This window comes from Mesorhizobium sp. WSM4871 (assembly GCF_055811295.1).
The window spans coordinates 1-13,709 of the sequence record NZ_JBVVPU010000016.1 but is presented as its reverse complement, the minus strand read 5'-3'; the positions used below and the strand labels follow the sequence as shown (position 1 = coordinate 13,709).

The window sequence follows — 13,709 nt, the reverse complement described above, 5'->3', positions numbered from 1 at the left end:
ACGTCTTCGCCTCACTCTCCCGTAATTCGAGAGGAACACGAATGTGAGGGGCAAATTCGGATGGAGCATGCGATCTATCTCGTAACGCTGGTCGGCACCGCGCTCGTCGTTGCCGCCGCGTTTTCGAGCCTGATCGCCTTTCGCTTCGGCGCCCCTCTCCTGCTGCTGTTTCTATGCATCGGCCTTGCCACCGGAACCGACGGCCTCGGCATCGAGTTTGACAATGCGCGGCTGGCTTATTTTGCCGGCTCACTGGCGCTGGCCGTCATCCTGTTCGATTCAGGCTTCGGTACGCCGCTCAACGCCTTGCGGCAGGCGGCAGGACCGGCTTTGTCGCTGGCAACCTTCGGCGTGTTGCTGACCACCGGCCTGTTCGGCGCCGCGGCTCACTATTTTCTCGATCTCACCTGGCTGGAATCCTTCCTGCTGGGTGCGGCCGTTGCCTCGACCGACGCGGCGGCGGTCTTCTTCTTGCTGCGTGCCGGCGAGATCAACCTGCGCGAGCGTGTGCGCTCCACACTCGAGGTGGAGTCCGGCACCAATGATCCGATCGCCATTTTCCTGACCATCACCCTGGTCGAGATCATCGCGGCTCACGCCAACCCTGAAGCCAAGATGCTGGTCACCGACCTTTTCCTCGGCTTCCTCTTCAATATGGGACTTGGCGCCGTCGTCGGCGTCCTCGGCGGCCTCGCCATCGTGCGCCTTGTGGACCGGCTCAATCTCGATCACGGCCTGCTGCCGATCTTCGTGCTGACCTTGTCGCTGATGGTGTTCGCGGCCGCTGGCGCCATTGGCGGCTCCGGCTTCCTGGCGGTCTATCTCGCCGGCCTGGTTGCCGGCAATTCCGACATCCGCGCCGTCACCATTCTCAAGCGCTTCCAGGACGGCATGTCGTGGCTGGCGCAGATCATCATGTTCCTTATCCTCGGCCTGTTCGCCACGCCCTCGCAATTTCCGGCGATCATGGTGCCGGCGGTCCTGCTTGGCCTGTTCCTGATCTTCGTGGCGCGGCCGATCGCCGTCTGGCTCTGCCTGATCCCGTTTCGCCTGCCGCGTCCCGAGATCGCCTTCATCTCCTGGGTCGGCCTGCGCGGCGCCGTGTCGATCCTGCTCGCCATCACCCCGTTGCTAGGCGGCCTGGAGAACGGCCGCTTCATCTTCAACATCGCCTTCATCGTCGTGTTGGTGTCGCTTGTCGTGCAAGGATGGACCGTCGGCCCGCTGGCGCGTCGGCTAGGCCTGATCGTGCCGGCCCGCCTCGGGCCGCTGGACAAGGTCGAGCTCGAACTGCCGGGTTCCGCCCATCACGAACTGCTCGCCTACCGCGTGGCGCCCGGCAGCCCGGTGGCGCGCGGCGAACGCATTCCACGCTGGGCGCGGCCCTCGCTGGTGCTGCGCGACGGGCGCTCGATGCGCTTCCAGGACATGGGCAGGCTGACCGCCGGCGACCACGTCTATATTTTCGTTCCGGACCGCTATCCGCGCCTGCTCGACAAGCTGTTCGCCAGCCGCGCCGTGGTCGATCCCGAGGATGCGGATTTCTTCGGCGCCTTCGCCGTCGACCCGGCGCGCTCCGCCGCGGAACTGGAAGCAGCCTATTCGACCGGCCTGACCGAGGAGGAAAGCAAGCTGACCGTCGGCGCCCTGGTAACGGCGCGGCTCGGCGGCCATGCCGAATATGCCGACCGCGTGCTGCTTGGCCCGATCGAATTGATCGTCCGCGACGTCGACGACAAGGGCAGGATTACCGGCCTCGGCCTTTCCTTTGAACCGACAGCGCCTGTGGCGCGGGTGCCGGTGTTCCTCAGCGCCGGCGAGATTGGCGACCGCATCGCCGCCTTCGTCCGCAACTGGCGCAAGCGGCCCCAAGCGCAAGTTGCGGCAGAGGCGCGAGCGGGCGATAACCCGACCCCGGAGCCAGCGGCTGAAAAAGCAACAACCGAGACCTTGTAATTTCGATCGTTTGCGCTGCCCCTCATCCGCCTGTCGGCGCCCACCCTCAAAATTTCTCTCCGACCTTGCCGTAAGCCTTGCATCATCGTTGGCGCGGGGTATGGTCCCGGCGATTTTTCGTGAAAGGGATCAGCATGGCCGGCTTCAAGACACTGGACGACATCGGCAACATCGGCGGCAAGCGCGTGCTGGTGCGCGTCGACCTCAATGTTCCCGTTGCCGACGGCAAAGTCACCGACGCCACCCGTATCGAGCGCATTGCGCCGACCATCGCCGAATTGTCCGGCAAGGGCGCCAAGGTCATCCTGCTTGCCCATTTCGGCCGCCCCAAGGATGGCCCGACTCCTGAATTCTCGCTCGAGCCGATCGCCCGGGCGACAGCGGAGGTGCTTGGCCGCCCCGTCGGCTTTGCGTCCGACTGTATCGGCGACAAGGCTGCAAGCGCTGTCGCCGCCATGAACAAGGGCGACGTGCTGCTGCTCGAAAACACCCGTTTCTACAAGGCCGAGGAGAAGAACGACCCGGCCTTCACGGAAAAGCTCGCCGCCAATGGCGACATCTTCGTCAACGACGCCTTTTCCGCCGCGCACCGCGCCCATTCGTCGACGGAAGGTCTGGCCCAGCTTCTGCCGGCCTTTGCCGGCCGCACCATGCAGGCCGAGCTCGACGCGCTGGAAAAGGGCCTCGGCAATCCGGCCCGCCCGGTCGTCGCCATCGTCGGCGGCGCCAAGGTCTCGACCAAGATCGACCTCTTGATGAATCTGGTGAAGAAGGTCGACGCGCTGGTCATCGGCGGCGGCATGGCCAACACCTTCCTTGCCGCGCGCGGCACCGATGTCGGGAAATCGCTCTGCGAGCACGACCTCGCCAAGACCGCCAAGCAGATCATGATCGAGGCGGCGGAGGCCGGCTGCGCCATCGTCCTGCCGGTCGACGGCGTCGTCGCCAAGGAATTCAAGGCGGGCGCGGCCAGCCAGACCGTCGCCATATCGGAGGTGCCGGCCGACGCGATGATCCTCGATGTCGGCGAAAAGACCGTGAAGACCATTGCCGAATGGATCGACCGCGCCGCGACGCTGGTCTGGAACGGCCCGCTCGGCGCCTTCGAGATCGAGCCGTTCGACCATGCGACGGTCGCGGCAGCCAGGCACGCGGCGGCGCGCACCAAGGCCGGCAAACTGGTCTCCGTCGCCGGTGGCGGCGACACGGTGGCGGCGCTCAACCATGCCGGCGTCGCCGACGAGTTCACCTATGTCTCGACCGCTGGCGGCGCTTTTCTGGAATGGATGGAAGGCAAGCCTTTGCCCGGCGTCGAGGTCTTGAAGCACTGAAGCGAGAAAGCGAAGCGGGACGCTCGCGACTTTCAATCGATTTGCGCTTGCCGCGGTTGAATGGTTCGACTTGAACCTCCTTCACGCTGGTGATCTGCTAGGCGCGGACCAATTCAGGGAGAACCATAATGAGCGAACGTCTCGAGGATATTGCCGCCGCGATCGTGGCCGGTGGCAAGGGGCTGCTGGCCGCCGACGAAAGTTCCGGCACCATCAAGAAGCGCTTCGACGTCATCGGTGTGGAATCCACCGCCGACAGCCGCCGCGACTATCGCGAGATGATGTTCCGCGCCTCCGACGCGATGACCAAATACATTTCCGGCGTCATCCTCTATGACGAGACCATCCGCCAGAAGGCAGCCGATGGCACGCCGCTGGTCGACATCATCAAGGCCGCGGGCGCCATCCCCGGCATCAAGGTCGACGCCGGCGCCAAGCCTCTGGCCGGCTTCCCCGGCGACACCGTCACCGAAGGGCTCGACGGCCTGCGCGAGCGCCTCGCCGACTACTACAAGATGGGCGCCCGCTTCGCCAAATGGCGCGCGGTGATCGATATCGATGTTGCCAGGGGCGTGCCTTCCGCCACCTCGATCGGCTCCAACGCCCATGCGCTGGCCCGCTATGCGGCACTTTGCCAGGAGGCCGGCATCGTGCCGATCGTCGAGCCGGAGGTGCTGATGGACGGCGCCCACAACATCGCCACCTGCTACGACATCAGCAAGGCGACGCTGATAAAACTCTACACCGAACTCCATGCCGCGCGTGTCGTTCTCGAAGGCACCATCCTGAAGCCGAACATGGTGCTGGCCGGCAGGAAATCCGGCAAAGTGAGCAGCCCCGAGGAGGTCGCCGAGAAGACCATAAAACTGTTCCGCGAAACGGTGCCGTCGGCGGTTCCGGGGATCGCCTTCCTCTCCGGCGGCCAGGAGGACGAGGAAGCGACCGCCAACCTCAACGCCATCAACGCCATCGGCCCGCACCCGTGGAAGCTGACCTTCTCCTATGGCCGCGCCTTGCAGGCAGCCCCGCAGAAAGCATGGAGCGGCAAGGCGGCGAATGTCGCCGCCGGCCAGGCCGCCTTCGCCCACCGCGCCCACATGAACCATCTGGCGGCTCTTGGAAAATGGCAACCGGCGCTGGAAAAGGCCGCCTGACGAAACTTTCCGCATTTGTTGAACCCGGGCCAGCGCCCGGGTTTTGTTTGGACGGAGTCACCACAATCCTGCGTGAGAAAAAAGCGCCAGCCCTGTCGGCTTGCGCCGCTGCCGAACGTCCTCTGGTGTAAAAGAGGAGCAGGCTCATGCCAAACAACAAGGCCGTTTCACGCGAAGACTGGTTCCAGGCGCACAGGGCGCATCTGGCGCGCGAGAAGGAATTGACGCGGTTTCGCGATCGCATCGCTGCCGAACGCCGGCAATTGCCGTGGCTGAAGATCCGCAAGGACTATGTCTTCGAGACCGAACAGGGACCGAAGAAACTGGCCGACCTGTTCGCCGGCAAGAGCCAGCTGATCGTCTATCACTTCATGTTCGGGCCGGGCGCCGACTACCGCTGCGAAGGCTGTTCCTTCCTCGCCGATCACATCGACGGCGCCAACCAGCACCTGAGGCATCACGACGTGTCGCTGGTCGTGGTCTCGCGCGCGCCGCTGGCCGAGTTGCTGCCTTACAAGCAGCGCATGAGCTGGAAGTTCGACTGGGTGTCGTCCTACGCCTCGGATTTCAACTTCGACATGCAGGTTTCCTTCACCGACAAGCAGATCGCGGCAGGCGATACCACCTACAATTTCGAGCAGCGTGCGCGCAAATCGAAGGATCTTCCAGGCGCCAGCGTGTTCTACCGGGATGAGGCCGGCGACATCTTCCTGACCTTCATGACACGCGCCCGCGGCGGCGACCCGCTGATCGGCGCCTACCATTATCTCGACATGACGCCGAAGGGCCGCAACGAAACCGGCCCCTATAACGGGCTGATGGACTGGGTGCGGCTGCATGACGAATATCAGGACAGATCGGAGACAGGGCACGAATGTTGCGGTTGATCCGTCATCGACCGGCAATTCACCTGCGGCGCCACATGCGCTAAGGCTGGTCGTAATCCGCTCTATGGTATCGCAATGCGTTTTCCGGCCCTCCTCACCTGGCTCGCCTATCCGGTCTATATCTGGCAGGGGCTCGGCGTGCGTCGCCGCACCACCCGAATGCTGCCGGCGCAGGGACCGGTCATGCACGAGATATCGGGCAAAGCGCCGGCAATCTCGCTTTTGGTGCTGGGCGATTCCTCGGCAGCTTCGGTCGGCATCGGCCATTCCGAGAACGGGCTCGCCGCGCAATTGGCTGTTCTGATCTCACAACGCACCGGTCAGGCCGTGCGCTGGCGGGCAGCCGGCTTCAATTCAGCGACATCAGGCCAGATCCGCGACCATGTGCTGCCCAACCTGTCGGCCGATCCGTGGACGCATATCGTGCTTGCCATCGGCACCAACGACACCAAGAACTTCCACTCGGTGCCACGCTTCAAGAAGGAATTCGGCGGCCTGCTCTACGCGCTGCGCGCCAAATGGCCGGAGGCGCGTGTGGTGTGGTCGCCGGTGCTCGAATTCACACGCGCACCGGCAATGCCGCCACTGCTCGGCAAGATCCTTGAAATCCGCGCTGCCGAGATGAACCGGATGGGCGAGCGCCTTTGCTTCGAACGCGGCGCGGTCCCGGCGCCGCGCCTGCCGATCACCGACCCGGAAGCCGGCTTTGCCTCCGACGGATTCCATGCCTCGGAAGCCGGCTACCGGGCTTGGGCCGAGCATCTCGTCGGCCTGGTGCTGAACGCGTGACGGTGACAGGGCCAGGTTATTCGGCCTATGTCCAATGCCCCAGCACCGCCGTTATCGAGATCGCCGCCATCGCCAGCAGCGCCAGCTTCCAGAAATCGCTGCGCCGCTTCAGCCCCGGCCAGCCGAGCGGCTTGATGAGCTGGATGACCATCATGGCAATGATGACGAGCGCGAGGAGTTTCGACATGCCGCCTTTGACTAGCGCATCGGCCCGCAAACCGAAATCTATTTTCGGAAAGCACGATGCGTAGACTCAAAGCTGCTGGAGCGTCCAAAGGACGCGCGGCGCTCCAGTATCGCGGCCAGCTGCGAAGGCCCTCACAAAGCAAATCGCCGACACCGACACCCTCCTGACAGACTGCTGTCAGTAGGGGTGTGCGATGATGCTTCCATCGAAACAGAGGAGGCTAGTCATGAACGGTTTTACGATTTTGCGCAGCGTGCAGCGTTATGTCGGCAAGATCCGGACAATGCGCAACGAGATCCGCACCCAGCGGTTCATGGACGGGTTGCCGGCGGACCTCCGCAAGGACATCGGCTGGCCTGACATGTATGCCAGCACCCGCAGGAACGACAACTGAGGTTTTGCAAGGATTGATACCAGCGCCGCCGTTCCCAGATGTAGGTGGCAGAGCTGGTGAAGGCTCCTGACACTATGTTGTCAGGAGCGGCGTGCAATAAGGCAGCAAGTTCAGGAGAGACACATGGCCTTCATCCCCGCAAAAGCCTCAGCCTGGTTCGAGATTCCTGTCACCGATATGGCGCGCGCCCGCGCCTTCTATGCATCGGTGCTCGGGAATGATCTGGCGCTCGAGGAAAGCGGCCCGAACCCCATCGCCATGTTCACGGCACAGGATCGGACGGCATCGGGCCATGTCTACCCCGGCAAACCGGCAGCACCCGGAACCGGTCCGACCATTCATTTGTCGGTGGCCGCGCCGATCGAGGACGCCATGGAGCGGGTGACGCAAAATGGCGGCCAGGTCGTCTCGCCGGCGATCTCCATTCCGGCCGGCACGTTCGCCTATTGCCTCGACCCGGACGGCAACAGTTTCGGTCTTTTCGTCTAGGGTCCGCGATGGTGAAGAGCTGGACCGACAGGCTGAACACACCGGGCATCAACGGTATCAAGCCGTCGCCACGCACGGTGGCGGACGTCGTCGAGGGCCAGCCGATGCTGGTGCCGACAGCACGCCAGGTCGATGATTTCATCCGTTCGATCCCCGAAGGCGTGGAGATGGATATCAGAGCATTGCGCACCGCGCTCGCCATCGAGCACGGTGCCGAAGTGACATGTCCAGTCACCATCGGCTATCATCTGCGCACCGTGGCCGAGGCTGCCAATGAGGATCTCGAGCGCGGCATGTCGCTGAGCGAGGTGGCACCCTTCTGGCGGGTGATCGACGCAAAGACGCCGACAACGAGGAAATTGTCCTTCGGCGCGGAGTTCGTCGCCGCGCAGCGTAAGCGTGAAGGGCTGAAGCCATGATGCATGTCGCCCAAAAGTGGGAACCGGTTTTGAGACCACGACATGCATAGAGACAATGCCATGTCGCCCAGAAGTGGGGAACCGGTTTTGGGGCAACGACATGCATAGAGACAACGCCGAGGGACCATACGATGCGACGCGCCGACAGGCTCTTCCAGATTGTGCAGCATCTGCGCGGCGGCCGTCTGGTCACCGCCCAGAAGCTGGGCACGTGGCTCGAAGTTTCCGAGCGAACCATCTACCGCGACATCGCCGACCTGCAGTCGACCGGGGTGCCGATCGACGGCGAGGCCGGCGTTGGCTACATGATGAGGGAGGGTTTCGACCTTCCGCCGCTGATGTTCACGCGTGACGAGATCGTCGCGCTCGTCGCCGGCGCCCGCATGGTGCGTGCCTTCGGCGGCGCCGCTATGGCGCGGGCCGCCGACGAGGCGCTGGTCAAGATCGGCGCGGTGCTGCCCGACGCAGAAAAGGACCGCATCGCCCGCACCGAGATCCACACGCCGATGTGGGTGGTGAGCGATGCAGCTAGAGAAGCAATCGACCTGATCGAGCGCGCCGTGGAAAAACGCCAGGTGCTGACCATCGACTATTCCGACGAGGCCGGCCGCGGCACCGCGCGCGACATCAGGCCTTTGGGCCTGTGGTTCTGGGGCAAGGTGTGGACACTGGTCGCCTGGTGCGAGATGCGCGACGATTTCCGCGCCTTCCGCATCGACCGTATTGCCTCTGTGGTGATTGCCGGCCGCGTCTTCAAGCCGGAGCGCGGCAAGCAGCTCGCAGATTTCTATCGCGCGGTGGAGCGCAGCGAGGATTACGGCATGTCGCGCGACCGCGCCGGCCGAACCTGACGCGGATCGCAAAAAAGCCCGCGCGAAGCGGGCTTTTATCTTGAGAGCCGCGGGTCGTTAACCCGCGACGGCTTATTCTTCGCCCGTGCCCTCGTCCTTGTCCTTCGACTTCAGCGCCGAAAGCTTGGCGAAAACGGCGCTGGCATCGAGTTCGGCATCCTCATCCTTCGGCTTCTCCGGCGCCGGCACCAGCCGCTCGGTCAATGCCGCCGGCAGCAGCGTGTCGCCGGCCGGCTGCGCCTGTTCGCGGCCACGCGAAGCGCGGTTGACTTCCATGTCGAGGTCGATCTGCGAGGCCAGCCCCAGCGTCACCGGATCCATCGGTTGCAGATTGGCCGAGTTCCAGTGCTTGCGATCGCGGATCTGGTCGATCGTCGATTTGGTCGTGCCGACGAGACGAGCGATCTGCGCATCCTTCAGCTCGGGATGGTTGCGCACCAGCCAGAGGATGGCGTTGGGCCGGTCCTGGCGCTTCGACAGCGGCGTGTAGCGCGGACCTTTGCGCTTGGATTCCGGCACCCGCACCTTGGGGTCCGACAGCTTCAGCCGATGGTTCGCATCCTTCTCGGCGCGCGCGATCTCGTCGCGGGTCAACTGGCCGGTCATGATCGGGTCCATGCCCTTGATGCCTTGCGCCGATTCGCCGTCGGCGATCGCCTTGACCTCGAGCGGATGCAGCCCGCAGAACTGCGCGATCTGCTCGAAGGAGAGCGCGGTGTTGTCGACCAGCCAGACGGCGGTCGCCTTGGGCATCAGCAGCGTATTGGCCATTATGAAAAATCCTTCTCGTTCGCCCGCGTTCCCGCGCGGGCGGTGGTTTTAGAGCCACCAAAATGGGAAATTCGCGGCCTGTATAACCGCTCTCTTGCCATTTCGCAACGTTTTTGGGCAGCATTCAATTCCTGGCGCCGCCATGGGCAACCCGGTTTTTAAAAAAATCTCCGACAGTCGGCATTTGCCGATTGTTGGAGCCAGGCCTTTCGTCCAGATTTTCAGCTTCGATTGCGGTGGCCTGCACTTAAAAGAGTGGGCCGCTGATGATGCGGGGCCAATCGATGATCGAGACCGGACACGCCGTCGCGGCGGAGTTGCTTCCGTTCGCCGTTTCCTATGCGCTGGTGGCAATGCTGCCGGGCGCCAATTTTGCTGTCGTCACGCAGGCCGGGCTAACCGCTTCGCGCACGATCGCCTTGTCGGCTGCCGCCGGCACCGCCGTTGGGGCGAGCTTGCTGGCCGCCGTCGTCGCGACCGGAGCAGGCATGTTGCCGTCAGGGGGCGTCGCGCACCAGGCGGCCGCCAGCCTCTACGGGGCGATGCTGGTGTTCATCGGCTGGAACTCGATGAGACGTGCGCTGGCGACCAGGACCGCGGGGATCAATCCGCCGAAGCCATCTCGGATCACTCGCCACTTCCGGCTGGCATTTGTCACAGCTGCCGCCAATCCCGCCACCGCGCTGTTCTTCGCGTCCTCTACGCTGAATTTGGATGTCCACACATCCGCGATCGCCGTCGCCATGGTGTTTGTAGTTGCGGTCACCTGGTTTGGCCTTATCGGCCTTTCCATTTCCCGGCCAGCCTCGCAGCGATTCTACCGTCGTTTCCGAAAACCTGCGGACATCGTACTGGGCGGAGCTTTGGTGGCGCTGGGCTTTGCCGCACTTGGCTCTTGAAGCGAAGCATGCGAGTGAGCCGTTGCGATCGCAGGGCACCCCAAAAAACAAAACCCGCCGGACTTGCGTCCCGCGGGCTCGGAACCGGCGACGAAAAACTGTCAGCGGCGGCTCTGGCTTTTCGGCGGATCGGCCTTTCGGACCGAACCTGCCCGAAATCAACGCGCCTGACGGGCGATTCTCTCGATATCGCCGCGATTGATGCCGAGATCGTTGAGCTGACGGGCGTTGAGCTTGTTCAGCTCGCGCACGGTTTCGTTGTACATGCGCCAGTTACGGAAAGCGCGGAGCGGGTTCATGGTGGTCCTCCATTTGTTGGATAATTCGTTTCGATGACGCGTAAATAGGCATCGCTGCCCAGGAATTGAACAGACGCTTTTGCATGGCCGCAATGCAATTGTGCATTGCAGCATTAAGCTTTTGTTCAGGTTCTTAGGGCGCGCGTCTCGGACGATACGTCCTAGCCGACGTCGAGCACGATCTTGCCGATATGCTCGCCGTCCTCCATCCGCTCATGCGCCCGCCATGCCTCCTTGAGCGGGAAGATCATGTCCATGACGGGCGCCACCTTGCGCGTGCTGAGCAACGGCCACACCTGCGCCTCGAGTGCCGCGGCGATTTCCGCCTTGAATTCGACGGTGCGCGGCCTGAGCGTCGAGCCGGTATGGACGAGCCGCTTGACCATGATCTTCGAAAAATCGGCGCTGGCCACCGCCCCGCCTTGCGTGGCGATCTGGACGATGCGGCCTTCCAGCGCCGCGGCCTCGTAGTTGCGCGCCACATAGTCGCCGCCGACCATGTCGAGGATAACGTTGGCGCCCTTGCCTCCGGTCGCCTCCTTGACTGCCGCGACGAAATCCTCCTCGCGGTAGTTGATCGCCCGGTCCGCGCCAATCTTCAGGCAGGCGTCGCATTTCTCCTTGCTGCCGGCGGTGGTGACGACATGGGCGCCGAAGGCCGATGCAAGCTGGATCGCGGTGGTGCCGATGCCCGACGAGCCGCCATGCACAAGCAGCGTCTCGCCGCTCTTCAGGCCGCCGCGCTCGAACACATTGTGCCAGACGGTGAAGTAGTTTTCAGGCACCGCCGCCGCTTCGGTGTGGGTGAAGCCGGCCGGCAGCGGCAGCACGCTGCCGGCGTGGACCTTGACATATTCGGCATAGCCGCCGCCCGGCGTCAGCGCGCAGACCCGGTCGCCGACGCGCCAGCGCGATATCTCGTCGCCAAGGGCCGCCACTTCGCCTGACGCCTCCAGACCGGGCAGGTCGGACGCGCCGGGTGGCGGCGGATAGGCGCCCTTGCGCTGCTGCACATCCGGCCGGTTGACGCCGGCGGCGCGCACCCGGATCAGGATTTCGCCGGGCCCGGGTATCGGAACATCGCGTGTTTCGGGCTTCAGCACCCGCGGCCCGCCGGGTTCGGATATTGCAATGGCCGTCATTTTCGCCGGAATTTTCTGCGCGCTCGTCATGAACTGTCCCGTGCCGGTCTGATTGCCGGCTGTTTGCATCAGCACCCCTGCCCTATGTATGCTGATTGCCAAATCAGGCAAATGGCCAAACTGATGTAGCGAACCCGCAATTCACCCCACCAGGGAGGAGCGACGATGGCGATCTTCGACGACGAACCCAAGAAGAAAGCGCGCCCGCACGAGATCGGCCAGGACCTGGCGCTGCTTTCGGTCGACGAACTGTCCGAGCGGATCGGCATCCTGCGCGACGAGATCGCGCGGCTGGAGGCTGAACTCAAGGCCAAGAGCACCACCAAGTCGGCGGCCGAGGCGCTGTTTCGCCGCGGATAGTTCCCGCGCACCGTTTCCGGTGTTGAAGCGCCGCCGCCGAAAAGCCCGAAAGCAATTGTCTTCCGCTCCCGCACCCCAAGCTCCAGCCCGGATCAGCCAATGTTCGCAACATACCGACCGATCCTCTCGCTGCTTCGCGGCACTGCTTTCCTGCTGGCGGCGTCCGGGCTGCACGGGCTGCTGCTGCCGTTGCGCGGCCAGTTGGAAGGGTTTTCGACCGCGTCGCTCGGCCTGATGGGCACGGCCTGGGCCGGCGGCTTCGTCACCGGCTGCTTCCTTGCCCCGCGCATCGTGCGCCGCGCCGGCCATGTCAGGGCCTTCGGCGCCTTTGCCGCGTCGGGAGCGATCGTGGCGCTGCTGACCGGCCTGATCATCGATGAATACACCTGGATCCTGCTGCGCGCCTTCACCGGCTTCACCATGGCCGGCGCCTTCATGGTCATCGAAAGCTGGCTGAACGAGAAGGCCACCAACGAGAACCGCGGCACCGTCTTCGGCCTCTACATGATGGTCACCTATGCTTCGATCATGGGCGGCCAGATGATCGTTGCCGGCGGCGACGTGAAATCGGCCTCGCTGTTCATGATCACCGGCATCCTGTTTTGCCTGTCGCTGATCCCGACCGCCGTCTCGACACAGTCGCACCCCAAGCCGCTGCAGGACGTCAAGCTCGACGTCAAGGGCCTCTATGCCAATTCGCCGGTGTCGGCGATCGCCTGCCTTCTGATTGGTATCGCCAATGGCGCCTGGGGCACGCTTGGCGCCGTCTATGGCGCCCGCATCGGCATTTCCACGGCTGAGATCGCGCTGATGATGAGCCTGGTGGTCGTTGCCGGCGCCGCCATGCAGCTTCCGGCCGGGCGCCTCTCCGACAAGACGGACCGCCGCTTCGTGCTTGCGGGTGCAGCTTTCGGCGCGGCGCTGTTCGCCATCGCCATCTTCCTGTTCGAACCTCGCGCCGGCGTTTTCGTCCTTGTCTGCACCGCCGCCTACGGAGCCTTCGCCTACACGCTCTATTCGATCGCCGTGGCGCATGCCAACGACCATGCGCGCTCGGAGGATTTCGTCAAAGTGTCGGGCGGCCTGCTGCTGCTTTATGGCTTCGGCACGATGATCGGGCCCTTGCTGGCCGCCGTCCTGATGGGCTGGATGCGCCCCGAAGGCCTGTTCCTGGCGACGGCGCTCGCACATCTTTGCCTGGCTGGTTACACGCTGCTGCGCATCAGCCGCCGCGCGCCGGTACCGATCGAAAATCGCGACGCCTTCACGACGCAACCGGCCGAGCGTTCGCTGACGCCGGAGGCGCTGCGGCTCGACCCGCGCAGAAAAGATGTAACCGACGGTTGAGATTCGAAAGGCTTTGCCTCACAAATAAGGCATGAACTTTTCTGACGCCTTCATGGCGATTGCCGATCCCAACCGGCGCTATCTCTTGGAAGAGCTCCGGCGCGGCCCGAAGACCGTCAACGAACTGGCCGCCGGCTTGCCGGTTTCGCGCCCGGCTGTTTCGCAGCATCTGAAGGTGCTGCTCGAGGCCGGATTGGTCAACGCCAAGGCCGAAGGCACCAGGCGCATCTATACCGTCAGCAATGCCGGCTTCCTCCGGCTCAACCTGTGGCTCGACCAGTTCTGGGATGCGGGAGAGCTTGGCTCGCCCGGGAGCTGATGCTGTCGGCCTAAAGCGCGTCGCGTTCGACCGGCCTTATGCGACGCGCTTGTCTTATGACATTGTTCGCCGGAGAGGCGAGAATGAACCGCTGGGAGAGAGTAGCAGCTCTCTC

The 13,709-nt window shown here is 63.9% G+C and carries 17 protein-coding genes; 13 read left to right on the top strand and 4 right to left on the bottom strand.

Annotated features, from left to right (window positions below; genetic code table 11):
* Positions 1 to 60 precede the first annotated feature (60 nt).
* The 5 genes from AC0L2H_RS27585 (at position 61) to AC0L2H_RS27565 (ending at position 6,117) form a co-directional block, all read left to right on the top strand.
* Entirely contained in the window at positions 61 to 1,956 is a 1,896-nt protein-coding gene (locus AC0L2H_RS27585) for a potassium/proton antiporter (RefSeq protein ID WP_473593185.1), read from the top strand.
* A 134-nt stretch (positions 1,957 to 2,090) separates the two neighbouring features.
* Entirely contained in the window at positions 2,091 to 3,287 is a 1,197-nt protein-coding gene (locus AC0L2H_RS27580; RefSeq protein WP_473593320.1) for a phosphoglycerate kinase, read from the top strand.
* A gap of 128 nt (positions 3,288 to 3,415) precedes the next feature.
* Positions 3,416 to 4,441: a class I fructose-bisphosphate aldolase gene (locus AC0L2H_RS27575; protein WP_473593184.1), complete on the top strand. Its 1,026-nt coding sequence runs from the start codon at positions 3,416 to 3,418 to the stop codon at positions 4,439 to 4,441.
* A 146-nt stretch (positions 4,442 to 4,587) separates the two neighbouring features.
* Complete coding sequence (locus AC0L2H_RS27570; protein WP_473593183.1) at positions 4,588 to 5,328, top strand: DUF899 domain-containing protein; 741 nt, start codon at positions 4,588 to 4,590, stop codon at positions 5,326 to 5,328.
* Positions 5,329 to 5,403: 75 nt separating this feature from the next.
* Entirely contained in the window at positions 5,404 to 6,117 is a 714-nt protein-coding gene (locus AC0L2H_RS27565) for an SGNH/GDSL hydrolase family protein (RefSeq protein ID WP_473593182.1), read from the top strand.
* A 25-nt stretch (positions 6,118 to 6,142) separates the two neighbouring features.
* Here the strand turns inward: AC0L2H_RS27565 and AC0L2H_RS27560 are convergent, their stop codons facing one another.
* A complete protein-coding gene (locus AC0L2H_RS27560) occupies positions 6,143 to 6,304 on the bottom strand; it encodes a hypothetical protein (protein WP_008873884.1) in 162 nt (53 codons plus the stop codon).
* Between the two features lie 226 nt (positions 6,305 to 6,530).
* On the opposite strand from AC0L2H_RS27560, the gene AC0L2H_RS27555 reads away from it, so the two are divergent.
* The 4 genes from AC0L2H_RS27555 (at position 6,531) to AC0L2H_RS27540 (ending at position 8,457) form a co-directional block, all read left to right on the top strand.
* Positions 6,531 to 6,698, top strand: a complete 168-nt coding sequence (locus AC0L2H_RS27555; protein ID WP_473593181.1) for a hypothetical protein — start codon at positions 6,531 to 6,533, stop codon at positions 6,696 to 6,698.
* A gap of 123 nt (positions 6,699 to 6,821) precedes the next feature.
* Complete coding sequence (locus AC0L2H_RS27550; RefSeq protein WP_107650562.1) at positions 6,822 to 7,187, top strand: VOC family protein; 366 nt, start codon at positions 6,822 to 6,824, stop codon at positions 7,185 to 7,187.
* 8 nt (positions 7,188 to 7,195) lie between these two features.
* Positions 7,196 to 7,606, top strand: coding sequence for a hypothetical protein (locus AC0L2H_RS27545; RefSeq protein WP_473593180.1), 411 nt, complete (start codon positions 7,196 to 7,198; stop codon positions 7,604 to 7,606).
* Positions 7,607 to 7,737: 131 nt separating this feature from the next.
* Positions 7,738 to 8,457: a helix-turn-helix transcriptional regulator gene (locus tag AC0L2H_RS27540; protein WP_006327961.1), complete on the top strand. Its 720-nt coding sequence runs from the start codon at positions 7,738 to 7,740 to the stop codon at positions 8,455 to 8,457.
* 72 nt (positions 8,458 to 8,529) lie between these two features.
* On the opposite strand, the gene AC0L2H_RS27535 is transcribed toward AC0L2H_RS27540, so the two are convergent.
* Complete coding sequence (locus tag AC0L2H_RS27535) at positions 8,530 to 9,228, bottom strand: DUF1013 domain-containing protein (protein WP_473593179.1); 699 nt, start codon at positions 9,226 to 9,228, stop codon at positions 8,530 to 8,532.
* Between the two features lie 284 nt (positions 9,229 to 9,512).
* Here AC0L2H_RS27535 and AC0L2H_RS27530 point away from each other — a divergent pair, with 284 nt between their 5' ends.
* Positions 9,513 to 10,127 carry a LysE family transporter gene (locus AC0L2H_RS27530; RefSeq protein ID WP_473593178.1) on the top strand — a complete coding sequence of 205 codons (615 nt, stop codon included), beginning with the start codon at positions 9,513 to 9,515 and terminating at the stop codon, positions 10,125 to 10,127.
* 158 nt (positions 10,128 to 10,285) lie between these two features.
* Here the strand turns inward: AC0L2H_RS27530 and AC0L2H_RS27525 are convergent, their stop codons facing one another.
* Both AC0L2H_RS27525 and AC0L2H_RS27520 read right to left on the bottom strand, forming a co-directional pair.
* Positions 10,286 to 10,426, bottom strand: a complete 141-nt coding sequence (locus AC0L2H_RS27525; RefSeq protein WP_473593177.1) for a DUF1127 domain-containing protein — start codon at positions 10,424 to 10,426, stop codon at positions 10,286 to 10,288.
* 161 nt (positions 10,427 to 10,587) lie between these two features.
* A complete protein-coding gene (locus AC0L2H_RS27520) occupies positions 10,588 to 11,598 on the bottom strand; it encodes an NAD(P)H-quinone oxidoreductase (protein WP_473593319.1) in 1,011 nt (336 codons plus the stop codon).
* A gap of 135 nt (positions 11,599 to 11,733) precedes the next feature.
* On the opposite strand from AC0L2H_RS27520, the gene AC0L2H_RS27515 reads away from it, so the two are divergent.
* The 3 genes from AC0L2H_RS27515 to AC0L2H_RS27505 all read left to right on the top strand — a co-directional run bounded on the left by AC0L2H_RS27515 (position 11,734) and on the right by AC0L2H_RS27505 (position 13,594).
* Positions 11,734 to 11,928, top strand: a complete 195-nt coding sequence (locus AC0L2H_RS27515) for a DUF1192 domain-containing protein (RefSeq protein WP_097572019.1) — start codon at positions 11,734 to 11,736, stop codon at positions 11,926 to 11,928.
* 99 nt (positions 11,929 to 12,027) lie between these two features.
* Positions 12,028 to 13,275, top strand: coding sequence for an MFS transporter (locus AC0L2H_RS27510; RefSeq protein ID WP_473593176.1), 1,248 nt, complete (start codon positions 12,028 to 12,030; stop codon positions 13,273 to 13,275).
* Positions 13,276 to 13,306: 31 nt separating this feature from the next.
* On the top strand, positions 13,307 to 13,594 hold the full coding sequence (locus tag AC0L2H_RS27505) for an ArsR/SmtB family transcription factor (protein ID WP_097572017.1): 288 nt from the start codon (positions 13,307 to 13,309) through the stop codon (positions 13,592 to 13,594).
* Positions 13,595 to 13,709 lie beyond the last annotated feature (115 nt).